This is a genomic window from Parasphingorhabdus sp. (assembly GCF_036963805.1).
Lineage (GTDB): Bacteria > Pseudomonadota > Alphaproteobacteria > Sphingomonadales > Sphingomonadaceae > Parasphingorhabdus.
The window spans coordinates 22,919-46,314 of the sequence record NZ_JBALUN010000004.1 but is presented as its reverse complement, the minus strand read 5'-3'; the positions used below and the strand labels follow the sequence as shown (position 1 = coordinate 46,314).

Sequence of the window (23,396 nt, the reverse complement as noted above, 5' to 3'; positions counted from 1 at the left end):
GATTTTGTATGACTGAGCTGACACCAACCCCAACCGCTGACGAACTACCCCGTCGATTCGCCGACTTTGAAACTGTAGGCGAAGCGCTGGATTATGCTGCGCAGGGCCAAAGAGGCTTTAATTTCTACGACGCGCGCGCATCATTGGCGCGCGTTTACCCGTTTAAAGAACTGCAGGTCGACGCGATGGCTGCCGCGCGCCGCCTAATCGGTTTCGGTGTAAAGCCGGGTGATCGCGTTGCTCTTATTGCCGATACGGAACCGCAATTTTGCGCCTTATTCTTTGGCGCAATCTATGCCGGGGCCTGGCCGGTGCCTCTACCGCTACCGACATCTTTTGGCGGAAAAGACAGCTATATTGATCAAATTGGCGTCCAGCTTGATAGCTGTGACCCGGCGATATTGCTTTACCCCGATGAAATTGAGGAACTCGCTTCTGCTGCTGGGCAGTCACGGAAAATCCCCGTCTTCGGTTGGGATAAATTTGCCGAACGCGATGTTCTGGATTGTGAATTGCCGAAAGCAAACAGCAGCGATATTGCCTATTTGCAATATTCTAGTGGTTCGACACGCTTCCCCCACGGTGTCGCTGTGTCGCACAAAGCTCTGCTTCATAATGTCGGATCACATTCCTATGGCATGAACGTCAATGAAGAAGACCGCTGTGTATCCTGGCTACCTTTTTACCATGATATGGGCCTTGTTGGGTGCTTCATTTCGATGGTCTGTAATCAGGTTTCCACCGACTATCTGAAAACATCCGATTTTGCCCGCCGTCCCCTGTCCTGGCTGGACCTGATTTCCCGCAATCCGGGAACATCATGCAGCTTTTCCCCGACATTTGGCTATGAGATTTGCGCACGACGCATCGGTAGCCAATCTAACGTGGCGGAACGGTTCGATCTGTCACGCTGGCGGCTGGCCGGCAATGGTGCCGACATGATCCGGCCCGATGTCATGCAACGCTTTACCGATGCCTTCGCGCCCGCCAAATTCAACGCAAAGGCCTTTTTGCCAAGCTATGGTCTCGCCGAGGCGACTTTGGCCGTAACCATCATGCCGCCGGGCGAAGGTATGGAAGTCGAACTGGTTGAGGAAACCGAACTGGCCGGTGAAAAGCAAGCCGACGGTAGCCGTCCCAAACGCTATCGCGCGATTGTCAATTGCGGCAAACCGGTTCGGGATACTCTGCTGGAAATCCGCGAAGAAAATGGCAGTCTCCTACCCGATAAGGCCGTTGGCAAAGTATGGATGAACAGCCCTTCGATCATGGAATGCTATTATCGGGATCAAGAGGCGACCGATGCCTGTCTGGTCAATGGCTGGCTTGATACCGGTGACATGGGATATTTGTCAGACGGTTATTTATATATTGTTGGCCGCGCCAAGGATATGATCATCATCAATGGCAAAAACCATTGGCCTCAGGACATTGAATGGGCAGTTGAACAATTGCCCGGATTCAAGGCTGGCGATATTGCCGCCTTTGCGATCACCACACCGGGCGGCGATGAAACGCCAGCCGTGCTGGTCCAGTGCCGAACCTCCGACGAAAGCGAAAGATCACGGCTGCGCGACGAGATTCGCGAGAAAGTGCGGGCGATCACCGGCATGAACTGTGTGATTGAACTCGTGCCGCCCCGCACATTGCCGCGTACCAGTTCCGGCAAATTAAGCCGGGCCAAAGCGCGCAACCTTTATCTTTCGGGAGACATCCGACCTTACGCCATTGCCGCATGACATAACGGCCGAACATCAATGCTTCTGAGCGTTAATATGAGTTAACCATAAAGCGAAAAAAATAAGCAGACGCTTACTATTCGATAAGACTTTCCGCGTAAGGGAAATGCGTGGAAGAAAAATTATCATCATCGTCCGGGTTACCGCAGGAAATTCCGTTGAGCGTACTGCTCGGGTTAACCGATCCCGAGGGAGTCGCTTGGGGCCGTATCCGCGTGCTCCAGTTTGAGGGGATGCACCAGCACGGCTTGTTCAAGATGATCGGCTCTATTCTAAGTGCCATATTGGTCGTTCAGTCTGCCATCGGCCAAGTCAACGGGTGGCTGTTAAGTGGCTGGGCTCTAGCGATTTCCGGCCTATATATTTTTTCCTACATTAAAGCCCGCAAAAACGCGATTTGGGAACGGAAAAGCATTTCCCGACGCGAGAATATCAATGTCCTGTTATTCTCGGCAGCTGGCGGCCTTTTATGGTCGATAGCGATGATAACATTTGGCCCAACGACGGACATGGCCTCCATGATCAGTATATGGGCGCTAGTTCTATGCTTAATGGTGGGATCAGCAATGTTGTTGTCTGCTGTGCCGCTGGCCAGTATCGTTTTTATTGGCCTATGCGGTATTTCGTCGGCTTATAGCTGGTATTCACTCAATGAATATAAATTGGCGCTGGCGGCCGGCGCTATAGCGATATTGCTAATCGCATCGTGCCTGATGAACGGACGCTCGTTCATAAATCGGAAAATCGCAGAAGCAAATTTGAATGAGAAGAAAGAGGTCGTCAGCCTTCTCTTACGCGAATTTGAAGATACTGGTGCCGACTGGTTGTGGCAGACGGATACGTCGCGCCGCTTGTCTCATGTTTCGCCGCGTTTTGCCCATGCGGTGGGGCGGGCGCCGGAAGATATTGAAGGCAAGCCATTCCTACAACTCGTCGCGGGCCAATCCTGGGATTCGGGGAAATTCTCGCCTGCCCTGCATGAATTGGCAGAAAAACTGAAGCGCCGGGATAGTTTCAGCAATATGCTGGTTCCGGTATTGATTAACGATGTCACCCGCTGGTGGGAAATATCCGCGTCGCCAAAGCTGGACGAAAATGGCATTTTTCATGGGTTTCGCGGTGTCGGGTCCGATGTGACCGAACAGCGCGAATCTGCCGATAAAATCTCGCATATGGCGCGTTTTGATACGTTGACAGGTTTGCCCAACCGATTGCAACTGACCGAAGCACTTGGCAAAGCCCAGAATTATTCCGACAAGTGGAATGGCCGCTGCGGGTTTATGATGATTGATCTCGACCGCTTCAAGGCGGTCAACGATACATTGGGACATCCGGTCGGCGACCGCTTGCTCGCGCGCGTGTCCGAACGTTTGCGCTCTATCATGACCGATAATGAGCTGTGCGGTCGCTTGGGCGGTGATGAATTTGCCATCGTCATCAAGGATGCCAGTGATTCGCAATATATGGACATGTTGGGCGACAAGATTATCAACACTATTTCACGGCCTTATGAGGTTGATCAGCATACACTGTATATCGGCGCCAGTGTCGGCACCGCCATCGGTCCTCGCGACGGCCGCACTGTCGAAATGCTGATGCGCAGCGCCGATCTTGCACTCTACCGTTCAAAAGACCAAGGCGGCGGCGCACATAATCAATATGAACCGAAACTCCATGTCCATGCCGAAGAACGCCGGGTCATGGAAATTGCCCTGCGCAAGGCGTTGGGAAATGACGAATTTACGCTTAACTACCAACCCGTCGTAAGTGCTGATACCGGCGGTGTCATGGGTTTCGAAGCGCTGCTGCGCTGGACCAATCCGGATTTTGGGGTCGTTTCGCCAGCAAAATTTATTCCTCTGGCCGAGGATGCGCGGCTCATTGTGCCGATCGGCGAATGGGTATTGCGCACCGCCTGTAAGGAAGCCATGAAATGGCCTTCGACTATCAAGGTTGCTGTCAACGTCTCGGCTGATCAGCTAACCGATCCCAATTTCCTAGATATGGTCGTATCCGCGCTACAGGTCAGCAATCTGCCCGCACAACGTCTCGAAATTGAAGTGACCGAGAGCATCTTCATGCGCGAAGGTACTGGCGCAACCCAAGTACTCGACCAGATTATCGGACTGGGCATCAACCTGTCGCTTGATGATTTCGGCACCGGCTATTCTTCGCTCGGCTATTTACGCAAGACGCGCTTTTCTACCATCAAAGTGGATCGCAGCTTTGTGCAAGGGGCAGCGAAAAATGTGCCAGAAAGTCTGGCGATTATCCGCGCCGTGGTGGCCATGGCCGATAGTCTGGGCATGTCAACCACCGCCGAAGGTGCAGAGACCGAAGAAGAAGTCAAAATGATCCAGAAACTGGGTTGCAGCAAAATTCAGGGCTATTATTTCGGTCGCCCCATGGCTGCGCACGATGCGCTGGACCTGTTTAAGAATTTTAATGCTGACGCTGCCGTGATCGAGGGACGGGCAGCTTAGTCTGTAATATAGCCATCTACAATGTAGCGGCCTATAGTTTGGACAGTTTTTTTTCTATCCCGCGCCAAATCCGGGCATAAGCTATTGCTGCAGGACTGCGGGGGGCAAATGCGCCAACCGGCGTTTTAATGTGGGTCATCCGCTCCACATCACTGGACATTGGTATGACGGGCCAATCCGGGTTTTTAGCAAGCATCTCGTTATGGATCTTTCGGCGTCGGTCGACCATATTATAGACCGGCAAAAGCGGCGCATGTTTTTGGCCCCGGGAATCTAGAAACATCTGCACTTCCGTCAACGCACGTTCCGATAATGGTGAGGGAATGACCGGCACAATGACGAGATCGGCATTGCGCAAAATCTGTTCACTGGTTTCTGTCAGTCCCGGCGGGCAATCAAGAATGATGCGATCATAGTCTTTGTTCAACTGCCGCAGGATCTTGCCGATATGCTTTTTCTTGTTCAACTCGAAAAAAAACCGGTCAATGCCGCGCAGCGACACGTCAGCCGCTAATAAATCAATATTCTCTATTTCTGTCGGCTTAATCAGCTTGGATGGCTTTACATCCCCGGCGATCATCGCCCGGGCCCGGTCTTTTTCACGCCGGTCGCCATTGAGAATGAATGACGACGCCCCTTGCGGATCAATATCCCAGACCAAAGTTCGCCGCGACGATCTGACCGCGCTATTCCAGGCAAGATTGACTGCAGTACAGCTTTTACCCACGCCGCCCTTCATACTATATATTGCGATTACGGCCATATTAGTAATCCTATATGATCAATGGACAGGATCGCCAAAAGGATAGTCAAAAACGGCAGGGCGTTCAGATAATCTCCTGTACCCGTTCTTGTGGCCGGCACAGGCGAACGCCTTTTTCGGTCTCAACCAGCGGGCGTTCAATCAGCGTCGGTTCGGAAGCCATAGCATCCAATATCTGATCGGCAGTAACACTATCATCTGTCAGCCCCAACTCTTCGGCGGGCGAGCCACGGACTCTTAAGCCCTCCTGGGGTGTGATGCCAGCATCACGGTAAAGCTGTTCCAGCTTGGCACGGCTAGGCGGGGTTTTAAGATATTCCACAACCGTCACCTCGATGTCTGGCGTTTCCTCCAGCAAAGCCAGAGTCTTGCGGGAAGTGCCACATTTAGGATTGTGCCAGATCGTTGCTTTCATGTCCGTCTCCGAAATTGGGGGGAATATTTGGAATATCACGATCCATAAACACGATCTCATAACATGTTTCAAAGAAAATTTATGAATAGCGGAGAATCCCTTTGCCTATGATAACTATAATTAGTGATCAATTTGATATTGATAATTATTTGCATTTATACACAAATAAGATTACCGCTACCGGCAAACCAATTACTCAGCCGACTGACTGCCACATTCGGTTTTTAACGGTGGCGGAAACCTTATCATGCTGGTGCGGTCGATAACCCCGACCCCACCCCGTCGACTGTTCCAGCATGAACCAGACGCTATTAAGCGCATTTGGTTTTACTAACGGAGGCAACCTTAAACCTTGGTAGTTAGCTGAAGCCCGACTGCACCGATCAATATCATCGCTATGAACAGGAATTGCAGCAACGCGAGCCGCTCGTCGAAAAAAAATGCGCCAATCACCGTGATCGCAACAATTCCGGCACCTGACCAAATCGCATATACAATGCCGACGGGTAACATTTTGAGCGCGGGTGCAAGTACCCAAAAGCAAGCCGAATAAAAAATAATCGACAATATTCCCCAATGCCATTTGGCAAAGCCGTCCGACATTTTCAGCAAGGTGGTTGCCAATATCTCCAAAACTATGGCAGCTGCCAAATAGCTCCAAGCGCCCATTACATTGTTCCCTAATTTAGTGAGCCGATCATTTCTGGCCTATTATTTGGGCGTTAGAGCAGGGACAGCTCTGGCTGCATCCTCATAGTCAATGCCGGGCGGCGGGGCCGCGCTCAACACGTCGTCCCCGCGTGCAAGCCGCGCCGCGCGCTGGATGGCCTCCCTAATGCGCGGATAAGTTCCGCAGCGGCAGATATTGGTAATCGCCGCGTCAATTTCGTCATTGGACGGGCTAGAATTTTTCTTCAGCAGCACGGCCGCCGCCATGATCATGCCCGACTGGCAAAATCCGCATTGGGGAACATTTTCCGCCGCCCATGCTTGTTGCACAGGGTGGCTACGGTCACGCGACAGTGCCTCTATCGTGGTGATAAACCGGCCTTCCATTTCACCGATAGTGACCAGACAACTGCGAATAGCTTCTCCGTCAACTTCGACCATGCAAGCTCCGCAATCACCAGTGCCGCAGCCATATTTGGTGCCGGTCAGGTTTGATGCGTCGCGCAACGCCCATAACAGCGGGGTTTCCGGATCCATCCGATAGTGCACCGGGCGGTTATTGACAGTAAATTTGGTCATTTTATCGTAGCCATCAGCAATTCCGTTGGTGGTCAGCTTTGTCCATCACCTAACGGCCTTTTTCTATTCCCGCCAGCTTTTGTCTTCCCGGTCGATCAAACGCACCATCGCATCAAATTCGGGAATGCCCTGAATGGCAGGATCAATCGACGTCTGCGACAAATTTGCCAAATGCTTTTTGATCACCTCTTCATCAATCATCACCGGCTTGCCCATGGCCAGCGTCTGCATCTGGATTTCACAGGCGCGTTGCAACACCCAGTGGTTGAGGAACGCTTCCTCCAAGGTCCGGCCCATCACCACCGGGCCATGATTTTCCAGCAGCATCATACGTTTCTTGCCCAGGCTGGCTAAGAACCGGGGGCCTTCTTCGGCATGTACCGTGACGCCTTCAAATTTATGATAAGCAAGCCGCGGTACAACTGCCGCCGCGTAGAAATTTATCGGTCGCAATCCGCCCTCTAGCGATGCCACCGCCATAGTCGCTGTTGTATGGGTATGAATGATCGCATGCACATCCGGCAGCTCACGATGGAACAGGCTATGCTGCGTAAAGCCGGCTTTGTTCACGGGAAAGGTCGAGCCATCCAGCGTATTACCTTCAATATCGATTTTCACCAAATTCGAGGCGGTCACTTCGCTAAAATGCAGACCATAGGGGTTAATTAGAAAGGCATCATCCTCACCTGGTATTTTCAATGTGATATGATTGAAAATCATTTCATCCCAGCCAAGATATGCAAATATCCGATAGCAGGCAGCAAGCCGTTGCCGCACCTTCCATTCCTCTGCACTACAGCTCGATTGGACATTGATCGCAGTTGCCATTCCATCTCTCCTGATTCGGTTCAATTGCACTTTGAAACCGATATGCCACAAGCCAGAATGATAATCAAAAGGCTTTCATCCCGTGAATCCGGCGCTTATTAAGGCTCGCATAAGGGTAAAAAAGCCCCATAGTTGAGTCGGAAATGCTTGAAATCGGTGCATTAGCCTGTTAGGCGCGCTTCAACTGCAGCTGAACGAATCATCTGCAAACCCTTTTTTATGGCTTAATGATATTTCGGCCGGTTATGAATTTACCCGGTCCAAGGCGGTTTTTCCGCTGAATATAGATATAGAATTTTGAACGGAGTTACTCAGTCTTATGCAAATCATGGTTCGCGACAATAATGTTGATCAAGCCCTTCGGGCGCTCAAAAAGAAATTGCAGCGTGAAGGCGTTTATCGCGAAATGAAATTGCGCCGGCATTACGAAAAGCCTTCTGAAAAGCGTGCTCGTGAAAAAGCTGCTGCTGTTCGCCGCGCCCGCAAGATGGAGCGTAAGCGCATGGAACGCGACGGAACGATTTAAGTCCGCCTGCTTTCCGGTTCTGGTCCCCTTTGGGATCAATACAGGCTTTCACTGAATAGGTAGTCCGATATGTCCGTAACCTCTGTTCCCATCCGGCCAATCAAAAAAGGATCTCTGACCAAATTATGGGTCGGACTTGCTTTGATATTGGCCGTAGCGGCTGCGCTGGCTTTTGCCGGTACGCATGATGCAGTAACCACGGGCGCTTCGAACGAGGATTTTCTAGCGGTCAATGCCTCGGCAGATGGCGTTGAAACAAAAGCCTCCGGACTTCAGATTAAAGTGCTGAAGCCGGGTGAAGGCCCGTCACCAACCGCCACGGATACAGCTCTGGTCAAATATGTTGGCCAAACCCGTGACGGCAATGTGTTTGACGAAAACGAACAAACACCAATGCCGGTCGGCGGCGTTGTCCCCGGTTTTTCCGAAGCCCTGCAGTTGATGCAAAAAGGCGGCGAATACCGGATTTGGATACCTTCTGAACTGGGCTATGGCGAACAATCTCCCAGCCCTGAGCTGCCTGCCAATTCGATATTGATTTTTGATGTCACCCTGCTCGACTTTATCTCCGAGGAGCAGATGCAGGCGCTGCAACAACAAATGCAGCAACAAGGCGGCATACCCGGCGGACCACCTGCCGGCGCTCCGGGTCAATAATCTCCACTCGGTAAAAACATGCGTTGCATCAACTATGCCGCAGCTTTGCCAATCTCAATATTAGAGCCGTTCGGCTTGCGCCACTGCTTCTGAAGCCCTGAGTGCGGATAATATCCGCATCAGGTGGTGGACGTTATGTACTTCCAGATCAACCTCATAGGTGTGAAAAGGCGCATCGCGATTGGTCATGCGCAGACGTAAGATATTGGCATTGTGAAAACCAAAAATCCCCGCCATTTCCGCCAAAGTACCCGGCTTGTTGTGAACCACCACCATTAGACGCGCCGCCGCGCCATCGGTTTCTGTGCCCCAGCTGAGGTCTACCCAGTCAGCGTCAATACCATCGGCCAGTTTCAAGCAGTCAATGGCATGCACTTCGACATTCGCCCCGCTGCGGCGTAGTCCGACGATGCGGTCGCCGGGAACCGGATGGCAACAGTCGGCAAGGTCAAAGGCGACACCAGGTGTCAGGCCCTTGATCGAGACTGCGCGGTCCTGTTCCGGCCATTGGCGGTCATCATCATTATCGTGGACGCTGCCGGGCATCAGCGCTTCCATCAGTTCGCGGTCACTGAGCGCCCGCGTACCAATGGCGATCATCAACGCGTCATCATCTTCCATATCAAGACGTTTTAACGCGGCCTTCATGGCTTTTTTTCCGATCTTGCCGGGCAAACGCTCTACAATCTCGTCAAAAAGCTTCGTACCGATCTCGACAATCTCGTCGCGCTCCTTGTGGCGCACGAAGCGGCGGATCGCAGCGCGGGCCTTGCCCGATATGACAAAGGACAGCCAACCCGACTGGGGTTCCTGCCCATCTGATTTCAATATCTCTACAACATCGCCATTGTTGAGCTGTGTACGGAGCGGAACATGGCGACCATTAACCTTGGCCCCGACGGCCTGATTTCCCAGATCGGTATGCACTGCATAGGCAAAGTCGATCGTTGTTGATCCCCTCGGCATTTGTAACAAAGTGCCCTTGGGCGTGAACGCAAATATCCGGTCCTGATACATGGCGAGCCGCGTATTTTCGAGCAATTCTTCGGCATCTTCAGCATGTTCGAGAATTTCGATAAGATCACGGATCCACCCTGCCTGTCCATCCGGACCGCCGCCTTGTTTATAGGCCCAGTGGGCAGCCAGACCATGCTCATTGTCGCGGTGCATGCGTTCGGACCGAATCTGCACCTCCACCCGCATATTATTGCCGTGCATGATCGTACTGTGGAGAGATTGATAGCCGTTGCGTTTGGGCGTCGAGATATAATCTTTGAACCGGCCCGGCACCATTTTCCACTTTTGATGCAATATGCCCAGCGCGCGATAACATTCCGCGCTATTATCGGTGATCACCCGAAACGCCATAATGTCAGTCAGCTGCTCAAAACTGACATGGCGCTCCTGCATTTTGCGCCAGATCGAATAGGGATGTTTTTCCCGTCCGCTAACCTCTGCGGCCAGCCCGCCGGATGCCAGTGCCTTTTCCAGAGACCGGGCGATTTTGTCCACCTGCCCCTCATCACCGGCCTTGATCGCCTCTAATCGCCGGTTGATTGTTTCATAAGCTTCCGGCTCCAGATGCTTGAAGGCCAATAGCTGCATCTCGCGCATATATTCATACATGCCGATTCGCTCGGCCAGCGGCGCATAAATATCCATCGTCTCATGGGCGATGCGTTGACGCTTTTCTTCGCTTTTGATGAAGTGCAGCGTTCGCATATTATGCAAACGGTCGGCCAATTTAACCAAAAGCACCCGGATATCATCCGACATAGCGAGGAGAAATTTGCGTAGATTCTCCGCCGCACGCTCATTATCGGTCTGCGCTTCGATCTTGGACAGCTTGGTCACGCCATCGACCAGCCGGGCGACATCGGCCCCGAACAGCTTTTCAATCTCTTCAATGGTGGTCAGCGTGTCTTCTACCGTATCATGCAGCAGGGCCGTCACAATGGTCTGCTGATCCAGCTTCAGGTCGGTCATGAGCCCTGCGACCTCGATCGGATGGCTAAAATAAGGATCCCCGCTAGCGCGCTTCTGACTTCCGTGCCTCTGCACAGAAAACACATAAGCACGGTTGATCAGATCCTCATCCGCCTCCGGATCATAGCTGCGCACCCGCTCCACAAGTTCATATTGCCTTAACACCGACCCAAACTGTCTGGCTTTCCGTGCAGGAGCAACAAAAAAATAGCGTTGAAGCCAATGCCTTCGAGGGTGGAAAGCAAGACTCCAACGCCTGAGTGTGACCGGCCGGGCCATTTGCGTGGCCGTACGGGGATAGAAAGGCCGGTCTTAATAATAATTTATCGGCACATCTTCATCCGTTGCACTTGGCCAGTGCATCATCATCCATCGCTTCGCCTTTGTAAGAAAACGAAGCGATCGGACCAACTTCGCGAGATAATTTGGCGCATATTGTTTTGACGGATGAACCACTTTTACCGCCTTTGCATTCAGTTCCAGCGCAGTGCATCACCGTGCCTTTGATAATATGTTTGGATGGCTCTACCGGTTGTTGTAATTTAACCGAATAGGCGACGGGTACGCTTCGCGCATTAGCACCGCTGGCGGTAAAAATAACTGCGGTCGTAAAAATGGCAACGAATAGCAGGAATATGTTGCGCAATGGACTTTCGGAGATAATCATCTTCTTTTCCTTTCGGGTCAATCTGACCTTTGTTTGCGCCGACGTCCCGGGGAGGAAGAATCGGCTTGCAATTTAGGTTGCAAAACGGTACTTAATTTAATGGGTTTTAAGTTGCAACCTAAAACTTATATTTTTTTTTGGGATTGCTCAAAACTGGTCTAGGTAAAGTGAATGGATAAATTGACGGAAAACCTTGCAGAACTCGGATCGGGCTGTTCCTTGCCCATTTCTTTGGAAGTAATCGGAGAACGCTGGTGCTTCATGATCTTGCGCGGCTCCTTTAATGGCGTCCGCCATTTTGAGGATTTTCTTTCGGAAATCGGAATTGCGCGCAATATATTGGCAAACCGCCTGACCAGACTTGTGGAAGCCGGCATCATGTCCCGCCGTCCCTGTGACCATGACAAGCGCAAAGTCGAATATCGCCTGACCGATAAGGGTACAGATTTGTTGCCCGTCATCGTCGCCATTCGCCAATGGGGCGAAAAATGGGAAACGGGTGTGCCGTCAAATCCGGTATTGGCAGATGCCAGAGATCGTCAACCGATCAGCCGAATCGCACTACGCGCGCATGATGACAGAATATTGGGCCTTGCCGACCTGTGCTGGATTGATGAAACGGAACTGCGGAACCATGAAACTACGGCTGGCGAAGGCTGTTCTGACCGCGGCGATATGGTGGTCCGCAATCTAAAGGAAATTGGAGAATCTTCAGCGGCCTGAAGCGAAAATCTCCACTTATTCGTTTACATAAATGCTGTTTATCGGCTGTGTCATGACTTTGCGGACAATCGGTTCGAAAAATTCTAGCGGTGCCGTGTCATAATCTACGTCAAACGCCGTCTGATCATATTTTTCACAAAATTCGGCACAATCTTCAAAATGTTCATGCCCGCGATATTGCTCCCGCAGGTCGCGATCTTGGCCGAGATAGTGGAAAAAATAATAACCTTGGAAAATCCCGTGCTGCTCAGTGATCCAGCGCAATTTCTCGCTCACAAAGGGTTTTAGAATCGCAGCGGCAACATCTGGATGATTAAACGTACATAATGTGTCGCCAATATCATGCAATAAAGCCATGACGACATAATCATCGGGACGTCCGTCGCGATGGGCACGGGTTGCCGTCTGCAGGCTATGTTGGAGCCGATCTACAGGAAAACCGCCATAATCCCCATCCAACAAACGCAAATGATCAAGCACCCGGTCGGCGACCTTAGAGGCGAACGGCATATAATGCCCGCCGATAATGTTCCAATCCTCTTGGGTGCCCTCTTCCATAGACGAAAATTTTGCTCGTATTTCGGTGGGCCCGCCCATATCACTCTCCTCGTTCGCACTTATTAGATGTGCGTCTCTCTGGACCGAACAATATGCGATTCTTTCCCAAACGGCAACGGCAGGCTATAGACAAGGTTATGGCTGTCATGGATATTCGCCCACAACCTTTTTTTGGTAATAAAAACCGCGCATTCTGGAACCTGCAATCCGCGGGTTGGGCGGGTGCATTGGCCCTGCGCGGCATTTCCGGCATCGCCAATGGACAACCGCTCAGCTTTCTTTTGCCGATCATCATCTCGACAATTACCGGCTATTCGATTTCCCTGCTTTTGTCAGTTTTCTATAAAAATATTATCCACCAGAAGCCGATTGTTACCTGGGTCACGACCACTATTGTCCTGTCCGCAGCGACCGCGATATTTGCATTTATCGACGCATGGGTTTTTATCATCCAAAATCCGACGATCGAGAGCGGGTTTGCCAGCCTTTTTGTCGGCTATGTCTTCGTAGATTTCACGATGCTCGGCGCATGGTCGGCGCTCTATTATGCTATTAATTTTTTCCTGCGGGTGCAGGAACAAAATGATCAGCTATTACGGCTCGAAACTCAGGCAACCCGTGCGCAGCTCGCGATGCTGCGTTACCAGCTCAATCCGCATTTCCTGTTCAACACCCTGAACAGTATTTCCACCTTGGTGCTGCTGAAGCAGACAGAGCCAGCCAATGCCATGTTATCGCGCCTGTCGTCGTTCCTGCGCCATACCTTGGTCAACGAAGTGCATAGCAGGGTAACATTGGCGCAAGAGGTTGAAACGCTACATCTGTATCTCGATATCGAAAAAATGCGCTTCGAAGAACGATTGCGGCCAAGCTTTGATATTGATCCGGCGGTCCGCGACGCTTTGTTGCCGTCGCTGTTGCTGCAACCATTGGTCGAAAACGCGATTAAATATGCGGTAACGCCGATGGAAGAGGGCGCCGATATTGCCGTGTCCGCCCGATTGGAAAATGATAAGGTCAAGATTGTCGTGTCAGATACCGGACCCGGAAAAAATGGTCCGATCCCGAAAAATACTTATTCTACCGGTGTTGGTTTGGGAAATATTCAGGAGCGATTAAACCAAGCTTATGGAGAAGCGCATGAGTTTGAGATTAAGTCATCAGCAGGAGGCGGTTTTTCTGTGGTCATCGCATTGCCATTTGAAACACGCGAACAGATAGAGAAAGAAGCGGCGCAAGATAGCGCATCAGAAGACCAAATCAGGAATGAAGCCATATTTGGGGAGCATGCATCCGATAAAAGCCATAGGGGTCTCGTCACCGCCCCGTCTGTGGTATCATCGCACCAAGAGGATATGAATCCATGACGATAAAAACGATATTAGTCGACGACGAAAAACTCGCCATTCAGGGCCTTCAGATACGTCTCGAAAAATTCGAAGATATCGAAATTATCGATACCTGCAGCAACGGCCGCGAAGCGATTCGCAAAATCAAGACGCTGAAGCCCGATCTGGTGTTTCTCGACATCCAGATGCCAGGTTTTGACGGTTTTTCCGTCGTTCAGGGTATAATGGAAATTGAGCCCCCATTGTTTATTTTCGTGACCGCCTATGCCGACCACGCCGTCCGGGCTTTTGAAGCCGAAGCTATTGATTATCTGGTGAAGCCAGTAGAAATCGACCGATTAGCCGACGCTATTGAACGCGTACGCAACCGCCTCACTGAAAAACGCGGGGCAGAAGAAATTGAAAAACTCAAACATGTGCTCAGCGAAGTCGCGCCCGCCGCGATGGCTGATCTGGAAAATGCCGAAGAGCCGGCCGCTGCAAGCCGCTATGAAAAGCTGATCAACGTTAAGGATCGCGGCCAGATTTTCCGGGTCGATGTGGATACGATAGAGCGGATCGACGCGGCCGGCGATTATATGTGCATCTATACCGCCGATAATAGCCTGATCCTGCGCGAAACGATGAAAGATCTCGAAAAACGCTTGGATCCCCGCAATTTTCAGCGGGTACACCGGTCGACCATCGTAAACTTGGGACAGGTCCGCGAAGTCAAACCCCATACCAATGGAGAATGTTTTCTGGTGCTTGGGTCAGGCGCACAAGTGAAGGTGAGCCGCAGTTACCGTGATGTTGTTGCCCGCTTTGTCCATTAATCGCGGCATATATTAATCACGGCGGTTTTTGAAAAAATCTCGGAGCAACAATGCGGATTCGGCTTCGTCGAACCCCGCATAGACCTCTGGCGCATGGTGGCAGGTGGCGGCGGTGAAGAAATTCACGCCGCTGTCCACCGCGCCGCCTTTGGGGTCTGCTGCCCCATAATAGAGCCTTTTGATTCGCGCATGGGCAATGGCACCGGCGCACATGGTGCACGGTTCCAGCGTCACCCACAAATCGCAATCTTCCAGCCGGTCTGTGTTTAACGCCGTGCACGCTTCGCGAATCGCGACAATTTCAGCATGGGCGCTGGGATCATTGCCGGTACGTGTTTGATTATAACCACGACCAATAATCTCTCCGCCCCGAACGACAATGGCTCCCACGGGCACTTCGCCCGCTTCTGCCGCCTGCCGGGCCAGTTGCAATGCCTGTGGCATATAGGAATGGAAGGGGTTATGGGCCATAGAACAAGGGATTAGCGCGAAGCGGCAATCATGACCAGATCAACCGGCAAGCCACGCCATTTATATTCGCGGATATGCTTTTTGGGATAAAAGGACGCGTAAAACTTGGCGCGGCGCTTGACGGACAGACGATTTGCGGTTAGTTGCGCTGTCTTTCCTACGGGAATCACTCATTAATAAGAAATTGGACAGAAAAGATGTCGCGGATTTGCGAACTGACAGGAAAGACTCGGCTGGTAGGCAATAACGTATCGCACGCCAAAAACCGTACCAAGAAAACCTTTTTGCCGAACCTGCAAAACGTGACCCTGTTGTCCGATGCTCTCGGCAAAGGTGTGAAATTGCGCGTTTCCACACATGGTTTGCGTTCGGTCGAACATGTCGGCGGGCTGGATAACTGGCTGCTGAAAACATCCGACGAAAAATTGAGCCTGCGTGTACGCCGCCTCAAAAAAGAAATCTCCAAAAAGCAGGTTGCTGCTTAAAATACCGCAAACACGGTAATTTTAATTTGGAATGGACGAAAAGCCGGGGCTTGCCTCGGCTTTTGCTTTTGGGGCTGCCGTCACTTTTGGGACCATTGTATTCGGTAACAAGCTATTTGGTTTATCTGCCGTGACCTTCTTGCGTTTCTGCCGCCCCGGCAGCAATCGGAACTTCATAAATATTGTTTCTTGAAACACGTTAAAATTATCGTCTGAAGCCATCCAGATGATGATATCATCACCTTCCACGGTGACCGTTAGAGCCTCCATATTATCGACCTTCATCGGCGGCTTGAACGAGGCTATCCGCTGGGATGTCCACACATCACCCACCGCAATTTCTGAAAGATCACCGATTGAGACGATTGCAGAAAAACCCTCAAGCGGCGTGAATCGGCGATGCAGCAGCAATGCCCTGCCATCGGGCAATAAAGTCGCATCGGTAATCTCATATCCCTTTGGCGGGCGATATCCGGACAGCCGGGGCTGCGCATCCGCTTCCGTTGGATCACCATCAAATATCAATAACTGATTGCCGCCCTTTTCAAATGCAGCAGATTCTGAGAACACCAGAAAATGATCGGATTCATCATCCTTCCCTGGCAAACGCAACAGCGCCTCAGCACCTCCGTTCATTGGCCATTTCTGCATAGCCGCCACCTTGTGGTCTGCCTCTTTGCGCGCAAAGGAGGTGCCATAGCGCCATATGCTATGCTGATGCTCAAACCCCACCCAATATTGGCCTGTCTCGGGATCATGGGTGAGCGATTCTGAATCCCAGTTTTTCTTGGCATATTTATTCTCGGCCAGCGGCCCATCCGGCAAAGGCGCGATGAAAGGCCGCTTGGCGAGCCCCTTTTTCTGATCAAGCGTGAAACCGATCAGAACGCCCGCGTCGCTTAACATGAGAAACCGGTCATCCGGCAAGGCTAGCATGGATGAAACCCCGCCAAAGTCAGCATTTTTGCTGGTCAGTTTCCATCCTTGCAAAAATTCAAGGCGACCCGTTTTCGTTCGCGCCGGATCTTCGGAGTTAAAACTGATCGCCTCCCACCGGATATATTGGCTGTCGTTCTTCGCGGGCACCGGGCCGTGCAAATAGGTTACCGGAACCAGGAAGAAAAATAGTGAGAGACTGGCCAATATTCTGATCATATCCCGCGACATAACCGATAAATATGGGCAAATATATTCTATTCTAGACAGCTTCTATGCAGTTGCGCTAGAAAAAATCCGATCACTCCCGAAAGGCTCCTTATGAAGAAGATTTATCCCGATGCCGCGTCGGCACTGGAAGGCATATTATTTGATGGCATGCACCTATGTGTGGGTGGATTCGGCCTGTGCGGTATTCCCGAACGGTTGATTGATGCCTTGCAGGAAGCAGGTGTCAAAGATCTTACCATAGCCTCGAACAATGCCGGTATAGACAATGAAGGGCTCGGTAAGCTGCTTCGGTCCCGGCAAGTGAAAAAAATGATCTCTTCCTATGTTGGAGAAAATAAGGAATTTGAACGGCAATATCTGGCTGGTGAGTTGGAAGTCGAATTTTGTCCGCAAGGCACTTTGGCAGAGCGGTGCCGCGCTGGTGGGGCCGGCATTCCGGGATTCTACACCAAAACCGGTGTCGGCACACAAGTAGCCGAGGGCAAAGAAGTCAAGGAATTCAACGGCGAAGATTATATCCTCGAACGGGGGATATTTGCAGATATATGCCTGATCAAAGGATGGAAAGCCGATAAGGCGGGCAATCTAATTTTCCGTAAGACCGCGCGCAATTTTAACGCTCCGATGGCAACAGCAGGAAAAATCTGCATCGCCGAAGTGGAAGAAATCGTCGAGGTCGGGGAATTAGAACCCGATGCGATCCACTTGCCGAGCATCTATGTGAAGCGGCTCATCTGCGGCTCACCATATGACAAAAAAATCGAATCCCGAATGACGCGGGAACGGGAGAATGCAGCATGAGTTGGGATCGCAATCAAATGGCTGCACGCGCAGCGAAAGAACTAAAAGACGGCTATTATGTTAATTTGGGAATCGGAATCCCAACATTAGTCGCCAATAATATTCCCGAAGGTGTTGAGGTGACGTTGCAATCGGAAAACGGTATGCTTGGCATAGGCCCGTTTCCCTATGAAGAAGATATTGACGCCGACCTAATCAATGCTGGCAAGCAAACGATAAGCGAGCTGCCATCTACCAGCTATTTCGGCAGCGCGGATAGCTTTGCCATGATCCGCGGTGGGCATATCGACCTGACCGTTCTGGGGGCCATGGAAGTGGCTGAAAATGGTGATATTGCCAACTGGATGATTCCCGGAAAAATGATCAAGGGCATGGGCGGTGCCATGGATCTGGTTGCAGGCGTCAAGAAGATCATCGTCGTGATGGATCATTGCGCCAAGGACGGCAGCGCCAAATTTATTCCGGAATGCACATTGCCGCTAACGGGTAAGAATGTTGTCGATATGATCATAACCGATCTCTGTGTGTTCCGCCGTTCAGATCATAACAGTCCATTCCAGCTCATAGAATTGGCGCCCGGCGTAACAGCAGATGAAGTAGCGGAAAAAACTACTGCCTCCTATATTTAAAGCGACGTAATGAACATTAGTCCTGATCGTATAAAAGCTTCTTAGATATAAGAATATTGTCAAACAACGGCAAAATCGGCATTCGCCGATCCCGTATTCAATATAATAATCGAAAATCACTTGATTTATGGTGATATGAAGCACATCAGATTTTTATATCCATAATGGATGTAATTTCTACTTTTTCAAACACGACATGATGTTTGAAAAAATTTAGTCGGGGGACCAGATGGCAGAAATCGATAATGATATGGACGAAACACTAATTGCTTTGACGTCACAAATTGTGGTGGCACATGTTAACAATAATAACGTGGCTGTTTCAGACCTGCCGTTGCTTATTAACAGCATTCACAGCGCTTTGGCGGAACTGGTCGGCAAATCCGCTTCAACCGTCACGCAACAAGAGCCCGCTGTTTCTATCAAAGATTCGATCAAGCCGGACCATCTTGTCTGTCTGGAAGATGGCAAAAAATTCAAGATGCTGAAACGCCATTTGATGACCCGCTATAATATGACGCCAGAGGAATATCGCGCAAAATGGGGGTTGCCGGCAGATTATCCAATGGTTTCCTCAAACTATTCCAAGGTTCGCAGTGGATTGGCTACCAAAATAGGATTAGGCCGTAAATAAAACGGCAGTCACCCTCTCATTTGCGGGTAACAAGATCAGCACAATGTCGTGATGGCCGCCCGCCTTTCTAGGGGGCGGCCTAAAGCTTTACCTATAGCTTGCCTATATTGCCGCCGGTTAACAGCTTGTTACACGGGGTTAGGGGTCATTGCTCGTCTCTTCGTGGATAAGAAAGCAATCTAGAACAAGCCGTCCTTGATGATATTATTCTTGTTGGCAGGGAACGGAAAAATCAGCATTCGACCAGATTAACCGCCAGTCCTCCCTGCGATGTTTCTTTATAACGCTCGCTCATATCCAAGCCGGTTTTGCGCATTGTTTCAATCACTTCATCCAGGCTGACGCGGTGGGTACCATCCCCCATGATCGCCAGCCGTGCGGCCTCTATCGCTTTTACCGCGCCCACCGCATTACGCTCTATACAGGGCACTTGGACCAGCCCCGCGACCGGATCGCAGGTCAGGCCAAGATTATGTTCCATCCCTATTTCGGCTGCATTCTCAACTTGCAAAGGCGTCCCGCCCCAAGCTGCCGTCAGACCGGCCGCTGCCATCGAACAAGCGACACCCACTTCCCCCTGACAACCGACTTCTGCACCGGAAATAGAAGCATTTTCCTTGAACAATGACCCAATGGCAGCGGCTGTTAGCAGGAATATCTCGACCCCGGCATCGTCGGCTTTGGGCGAGAATCTCTCATAAAAGCGCAGCACAGAAGGGACAATTCCGGCAGCGCCGTTGGTCGGTGCAGTGACCACTTTGCCGCCTGCCGCATTTTCCTCATTCACTGCGAGCGCCCAAAGGTTCACCCAATCCAAAACGGTCAGCGGATCGGACAACGCCCGTTCCTGCCGCTCCATCAACCGGGCGTGGATCAGCGGCGCGCGGCGTTTCACGCCCAATCCGCCGGGTAATATTCCGCCCGATTTGATACCGCGATCAATACAGGCCGACATCGCGTCGGCAATCTGGCGGATACCAGCACCAATTTCTGCATCGGTTTTTGCTGCGCGTTCATTATTGCGCATAATATCCGCGATAGACAGGCCCTTGGTCGCCGCTATTTCGAGCAGATCGTTACCGGAACAAAAGGGATGGGGAACATCCCACAGGCCGCTTTCCGGATCATTGGCACCAATTTGGTCCTCATCCAATACCGCGCCGCCGCCCACCGAATAATAGACGCGGGTTGCCAGCTCATCATCGCCGTTAAAGGCGGTGAAGCGCATGGCATTAGAGTGAAAGTCGAGCCGTTTACGTTGGTCGAAAATGAGATCAGTCGCCTCATCAAAACTGATATCCTGCAACCCGTTGAGACCGATACGAGAATTATGTCTGATCTGCTCCACCAACATATCGGCGGCATCTGGTTCGATATTTTCGGGTCGCTCGCCAGATAAACCCAGCAATATTGCACGATCAGACGCGTGGCCTTTGCCAGTGAGCGCAAGCGAGCCAAATAATTTGGTCTCCATGCGGGTCACCCGCTGCAAAAGACCTTGATCGGCGAGGCGCTCCACAAACGTTGCGGCCGCAAGCATCGGTCCCATTGTGTGGGAACTGGATGGTCCGACGCCAATTTTAAACAATTCAAACGTGCTGGCGACCATATGATCTGTTCTCCTGAACCACCTTTACGCTCGGCATTCTTAATGCCACCTGCGCTTTTCTCTGCATGGCATAGTCGACCTGGTTTGGAAATATGCTGTGTAACAGCCCTAAATGCGGGGCACAAAAAAGGGCCGGAAGTTTCCTTCCAGCCCCTCTTGATTGTTTCAGCGTGAGCCGAGCGTTTAGATTTAGAAACCCATTCCGCCCATGCCGCCGCCCATGCCGCCCATGTCGGGCATGCCGCCACCAGCTTTATCGTCTGATGGTGTTTCAGCAACAGCAGCTTCGGTGGTGATCAACAGACCAGCAACCGATGAGGCGTCCTGCAAAGCTGCGCGAACAACTTTAGTAGGATCGATCACACCAGCTTTAACAAGGTCTTCATAAACATCGGTCGATGCGTTGAAGCCGAATTCCTTGCTCTTCTGGTCAAGCATTTTGCCAGCAACAACCGCGCCGTCAAAACCAGCATTTTCAGCAATCTGACGAACTGGAGCCTGCAGCGCTTTACGAACAATGTCGATGCCGCGGGTCTGGTCGTCGTTGATGCCTTCAAGGCCTTTGAGAGCCGAAGTAGCATAAAGAAGCGCAGCACCGCCGCCTGGGACAATGCCTTCTTCAACAGCAGCACGGGTTGCGTGCAGCGCGTCGTCGACACGGTCTTTCTTTTCTTTCACTTCCACTTCAGATGCGCCGCCAACTTTGATCACAGCAACACCGCCAGCGAGTTTCGCCAGACGTTCTTGCAGTTTTTCTTTGTCGTAGTCGGAAGTCGTGTTTTCGATCTGCGCACGGATCGCTTCAACACGCGCCTTAATGTCTTTCGACTTGCCAGCACCGTCAACAATGATGGTGTTGTCTTTGTCGATCGTGACATTTTTCGCTTCACCGAGCATGTTCAGCGTAACGCTTTCCAGCTTGATGCCGAGATCTTCGGAGATCATTTCACCTTTGGTAAGGATCGCGATATCTTCCAGCATTGCTTTACGGCGATCACCGAAACCAGGTGCTTTCACCGCTGCAATTTTCAGGCCGCCGCGTAGTTTGTTCACTACGAGAGTAGCTAGCGCTTCGCCTTCAATATCTTCAGCAATGATCAAAAGCGGACGTCCGGCTTGCACAACAGCTTCCAAAATTGGGAGCATAGGCTGCAAGTTGGTCAGCTTTTTCTCATGGATCAGAATGTAAGGATTTTCGAGGTCCGCAATCATCTTATCCGGGTTGGTGATAAAGTAAGGAGACAGGTAACCGCGGTCAAACTGCATGCCTTCAACAACGTCGAGTTCAAAGTCGAGACCTTTGGCTTCTTCAACCGTGATAACGCCTTCTTTGCCGACTTTTTCCATCGCTTCTGCGATTTTCTGACCGACTTCTACATCGCCATTGGCAGAAATAATGCCAACTTGTGCGATTTCTTCGCTGCCCTTGACGTCTTTCGAACGCTTCTTGAGGTCTGCAACCACAGCTAGGACCGCCTGGTCGATACCGCGTTTCAGATCCATTGGGTTCATGCCGGCAGACACGGACTTCATGCCTTCCTTAACAATCGCCTGCGCCAATACAGTCGCCGTGGTGGTGCCGTCGCCAGCAACATCATTGGTTTTTGATGCAACTTCACGGAGCATCTGTGCGCCCATATTTTCGAACTTGTCTTTCAGTTCGATTTCTTTGGCAACCGATACACCGTCTTTGGTGATGCGCGGTGCGCCGAAAGATTTGTCGAGAACCACATTGCGCCCTTTAGGACCCAAGGTGACTTTTACGGCGTCGGCCAGCGTGTTTACACCTTTAAGGATGCGTTCGCGGGCGTCGCGGCCAAATTTTACGTCTTTAGCAGCCATGTTGTTTTCCTCTGCTTAAATGATTGAAATTATAATGGAGAAAAGCGCTTATTTCTCGACGATGCCGAGAATATCGCTTTCCTTCATGATGATCAGCTCTTCACCTTCAACGGTGACTTCTGTGCCCGACCATTTGCCGAACAAAATGCGGTCGCCTTTTTTAACGTCAAGAGCAACTACCTTGCCATTGTCGTCTTTCAGGCCTTTACCAGCAGCGACAACTTCGCCTTCGGATGGCTTTTCTTGCGCGCTATCTGGAATGATAATCCCGCCAGCGGTCTTTGAGTCAGCCTCAACCCGGCGAACCAGTACACGGTCATGTAATGGACGAAATTTCATATGTTTCCCTTTCTTGTCCAAACTTAGATACCTGCGGCCCTGCTCCTTTAGCGCGAGCCATCAAGAATATTTCGATGGAGAATTAGCACTCTATCGAGTCGAGTGCCAACAGGGGTCATATGGGCTATATTTATTACGGATCAAGGTTTCGGACAAAAAAAATCTGAATCTTTTTTACTGCCTATACCTACTGGAAAAAAGCCATTTCTGAATCTTGCTCCGCATTTTTTCAATTGGTCTGAAAATAAATGTAACCGGGCGAGCGAGCGGTTCGAAACTCCTTATGAACCTTCCAGACAGGTTCACCTCCATTAAAATTACCCAAAGAGGAAAACCGAATGTCTAACTCCATAATCAAAGCCACGGCCGCTGCTGCGGCCCTTGCCGCCGCTGCCACAATTGCCATGTCCCCTTCCACCGCTGCCGCAACCGGTGCGAAAGAAAAATGTTTCGGCATCGCATTGACCGGAAAAAATGATTGCGCCGCTGGCCCCGGTACCAGCTGTGCCGGAACATCAACTGCCGATTATCAGGGCAGCGCCTGGAAATATACCGCCAAAGGGGCGTGTGTTAAAGCCGGTGGTTCGCTGACTGCAAAAACAGGCAATGTGAAGCCGGTCCCACAAAAAGGCTAAGAACTAGTGTGCCGTCCTCACCCTGAA

25 protein-coding genes are annotated in these 23,396 nt (G+C 51.2%); 12 read left to right on the top strand and 13 right to left on the bottom strand.

The window, feature by feature from the left end:
• The first annotated feature begins 8 nt into the window (after positions 1-8).
• Positions 9-1,739 (top strand): fatty acyl-AMP ligase, encoded by a 1,731-nt coding sequence (locus V7676_RS12005; RefSeq protein WP_335659937.1) that lies wholly within the window; start codon positions 9-11, stop codon positions 1,737-1,739.
• Positions 1,740-1,897: 158 nt separating this feature from the next.
• Entirely contained in the window at positions 1,898-4,222 is a 2,325-nt protein-coding gene (locus V7676_RS12000) for a putative bifunctional diguanylate cyclase/phosphodiesterase (RefSeq protein ID WP_335659936.1), read from the top strand.
• Positions 4,223-4,253: 31 nt separating this feature from the next.
• On the opposite strand, the gene V7676_RS11995 is transcribed toward V7676_RS12000, so the two are convergent.
• From V7676_RS11995 to V7676_RS11975, 5 genes are all read right to left on the bottom strand, one after another.
• Positions 4,254-4,985, bottom strand: coding sequence for a ParA family protein (locus V7676_RS11995; RefSeq protein ID WP_335659935.1), 732 nt, complete (start codon positions 4,983-4,985; stop codon positions 4,254-4,256).
• Positions 4,986-5,049: 64 nt separating this feature from the next.
• Positions 5,050-5,400: an arsenate reductase (glutaredoxin) gene (gene arsC / locus V7676_RS11990; protein ID WP_335659934.1), complete on the bottom strand. Its 351-nt coding sequence runs from the start codon at positions 5,398-5,400 to the stop codon at positions 5,050-5,052.
• Positions 5,401-5,745: 345 nt separating this feature from the next.
• The gene (locus tag V7676_RS11985) at positions 5,746-6,069 is read right to left on the bottom strand and encodes a DMT family transporter (protein ID WP_335659933.1); all 324 of its coding nucleotides are present in this window, start codon (positions 6,067-6,069) and stop codon (positions 5,746-5,748) included.
• Positions 6,070-6,111: 42 nt separating this feature from the next.
• The gene (locus V7676_RS11980; protein ID WP_335659932.1) at positions 6,112-6,648 is read right to left on the bottom strand and encodes a (2Fe-2S)-binding protein; all 537 of its coding nucleotides are present in this window, start codon (positions 6,646-6,648) and stop codon (positions 6,112-6,114) included.
• A gap of 63 nt (positions 6,649-6,711) precedes the next feature.
• On the bottom strand, positions 6,712-7,476 hold the full coding sequence (locus tag V7676_RS11975; protein WP_335659931.1) for a class II aldolase/adducin family protein: 765 nt from the start codon (positions 7,474-7,476) through the stop codon (positions 6,712-6,714).
• A gap of 319 nt (positions 7,477-7,795) precedes the next feature.
• On the opposite strand from V7676_RS11975, the gene rpsU reads away from it, so the two are divergent.
• Together rpsU and V7676_RS11965 are read left to right on the top strand one after the other, a co-directional pair.
• Positions 7,796-8,002 carry a 30S ribosomal protein S21 gene (gene rpsU / locus V7676_RS11970; RefSeq protein WP_074204042.1) on the top strand — a complete coding sequence of 69 codons (207 nt, stop codon included), beginning with the start codon at positions 7,796-7,798 and terminating at the stop codon, positions 8,000-8,002.
• A 69-nt stretch (positions 8,003-8,071) separates the two neighbouring features.
• Positions 8,072-8,659: an FKBP-type peptidyl-prolyl cis-trans isomerase gene (locus V7676_RS11965; protein WP_335659930.1), complete on the top strand. Its 588-nt coding sequence runs from the start codon at positions 8,072-8,074 to the stop codon at positions 8,657-8,659.
• 60 nt (positions 8,660-8,719) lie between these two features.
• Here V7676_RS11965 and V7676_RS11960 read toward each other — a convergent pair whose 3' ends face one another.
• Positions 8,720-10,810 (bottom strand): RelA/SpoT family protein, encoded by a 2,091-nt coding sequence (locus V7676_RS11960; RefSeq protein WP_335659929.1) that lies wholly within the window; start codon positions 10,808-10,810, stop codon positions 8,720-8,722.
• A 172-nt stretch (positions 10,811-10,982) separates the two neighbouring features.
• Complete coding sequence (locus V7676_RS11955; protein ID WP_335659928.1) at positions 10,983-11,312, bottom strand: CC_3452 family protein; 330 nt, start codon at positions 11,310-11,312, stop codon at positions 10,983-10,985.
• 171 nt (positions 11,313-11,483) lie between these two features.
• Here V7676_RS11955 and V7676_RS11950 point away from each other — a divergent pair, with 171 nt between their 5' ends.
• A complete protein-coding gene (locus V7676_RS11950; RefSeq protein WP_335659927.1) occupies positions 11,484-12,035 on the top strand; it encodes a winged helix-turn-helix transcriptional regulator in 552 nt (183 codons plus the stop codon).
• Positions 12,036-12,050: 15 nt separating this feature from the next.
• Here V7676_RS11950 and V7676_RS11945 read toward each other — a convergent pair whose 3' ends face one another.
• Positions 12,051-12,632, bottom strand: a complete 582-nt coding sequence (locus V7676_RS11945; protein ID WP_335659926.1) for an HD domain-containing protein — start codon at positions 12,630-12,632, stop codon at positions 12,051-12,053.
• Between the two features lie 98 nt (positions 12,633-12,730).
• Here V7676_RS11945 and V7676_RS11940 point away from each other — a divergent pair, with 98 nt between their 5' ends.
• Positions 12,731-13,960, top strand: a complete 1,230-nt coding sequence (locus V7676_RS11940) for a sensor histidine kinase (protein WP_335660100.1) — start codon at positions 12,731-12,733, stop codon at positions 13,958-13,960.
• On the top strand, positions 13,957-14,757 hold the full coding sequence (locus tag V7676_RS11935) for a LytR/AlgR family response regulator transcription factor (RefSeq protein WP_335659925.1): 801 nt from the start codon (positions 13,957-13,959) through the stop codon (positions 14,755-14,757). Before V7676_RS11940 ends, V7676_RS11935 begins: the two co-directional genes overlap by 4 nt.
• A 12-nt stretch (positions 14,758-14,769) precedes the next feature.
• Here V7676_RS11935 and tadA read toward each other — a convergent pair whose 3' ends face one another.
• Positions 14,770-15,228, bottom strand: coding sequence for a tRNA adenosine(34) deaminase TadA (tadA, locus tag V7676_RS11930; protein ID WP_335659924.1), 459 nt, complete (start codon positions 15,226-15,228; stop codon positions 14,770-14,772).
• Positions 15,229-15,425: 197 nt separating this feature from the next.
• On the opposite strand from tadA, the gene rpmB reads away from it, so the two are divergent.
• Complete coding sequence (gene rpmB / locus V7676_RS11925; RefSeq protein WP_335659923.1) at positions 15,426-15,713, top strand: 50S ribosomal protein L28; 288 nt, start codon at positions 15,426-15,428, stop codon at positions 15,711-15,713.
• A gap of 21 nt (positions 15,714-15,734) precedes the next feature.
• On the opposite strand, the gene V7676_RS11920 is transcribed toward rpmB, so the two are convergent.
• Positions 15,735-16,868 (bottom strand): esterase-like activity of phytase family protein, encoded by a 1,134-nt coding sequence (locus V7676_RS11920; protein ID WP_335659921.1) that lies wholly within the window; start codon positions 16,866-16,868, stop codon positions 15,735-15,737.
• 102 nt (positions 16,869-16,970) lie between these two features.
• Here V7676_RS11920 and V7676_RS11915 point away from each other — a divergent pair, with 102 nt between their 5' ends.
• The 3 genes from V7676_RS11915 (at position 16,971) to V7676_RS11905 (ending at position 18,944) form a co-directional block, all read left to right on the top strand.
• The gene (locus tag V7676_RS11915) at positions 16,971-17,681 is read left to right on the top strand and encodes a CoA transferase subunit A (protein ID WP_335659920.1); all 711 of its coding nucleotides are present in this window, start codon (positions 16,971-16,973) and stop codon (positions 17,679-17,681) included.
• Positions 17,678-18,310 carry a CoA transferase subunit B gene (locus V7676_RS11910; protein WP_335659919.1) on the top strand — a complete coding sequence of 211 codons (633 nt, stop codon included), beginning with the start codon at positions 17,678-17,680 and terminating at the stop codon, positions 18,308-18,310. Before V7676_RS11915 ends, V7676_RS11910 begins: the two co-directional genes overlap by 4 nt.
• A 229-nt stretch (positions 18,311-18,539) precedes the next feature.
• Positions 18,540-18,944, top strand: coding sequence for a MucR family transcriptional regulator (locus V7676_RS11905; RefSeq protein ID WP_335659918.1), 405 nt, complete (start codon positions 18,540-18,542; stop codon positions 18,942-18,944).
• Positions 18,945-19,176: 232 nt separating this feature from the next.
• On the opposite strand, the gene V7676_RS11900 is transcribed toward V7676_RS11905, so the two are convergent.
• The 3 genes from V7676_RS11900 to V7676_RS11890 all read right to left on the bottom strand — a co-directional run bounded on the left by V7676_RS11900 (position 19,177) and on the right by V7676_RS11890 (position 22,734).
• The gene (locus V7676_RS11900) at positions 19,177-20,553 is read right to left on the bottom strand and encodes an L-serine ammonia-lyase (RefSeq protein WP_335659916.1); all 1,377 of its coding nucleotides are present in this window, start codon (positions 20,551-20,553) and stop codon (positions 19,177-19,179) included.
• A gap of 189 nt (positions 20,554-20,742) precedes the next feature.
• Positions 20,743-22,395, bottom strand: coding sequence for a chaperonin GroEL (gene groL, locus V7676_RS11895; RefSeq protein WP_335659915.1), 1,653 nt, complete (start codon positions 22,393-22,395; stop codon positions 20,743-20,745).
• A 48-nt stretch (positions 22,396-22,443) separates the two neighbouring features.
• On the bottom strand, positions 22,444-22,734 hold the full coding sequence (locus V7676_RS11890; RefSeq protein ID WP_335659914.1) for a co-chaperone GroES: 291 nt from the start codon (positions 22,732-22,734) through the stop codon (positions 22,444-22,446).
• 338 nt (positions 22,735-23,072) lie between these two features.
• On the opposite strand from V7676_RS11890, the gene V7676_RS11885 reads away from it, so the two are divergent.
• Positions 23,073-23,369 carry a BufA1 family periplasmic bufferin-type metallophore gene (locus V7676_RS11885; RefSeq protein ID WP_335659913.1) on the top strand — a complete coding sequence of 99 codons (297 nt, stop codon included), beginning with the start codon at positions 23,073-23,075 and terminating at the stop codon, positions 23,367-23,369.
• Positions 23,370-23,396 lie beyond the last annotated feature (27 nt).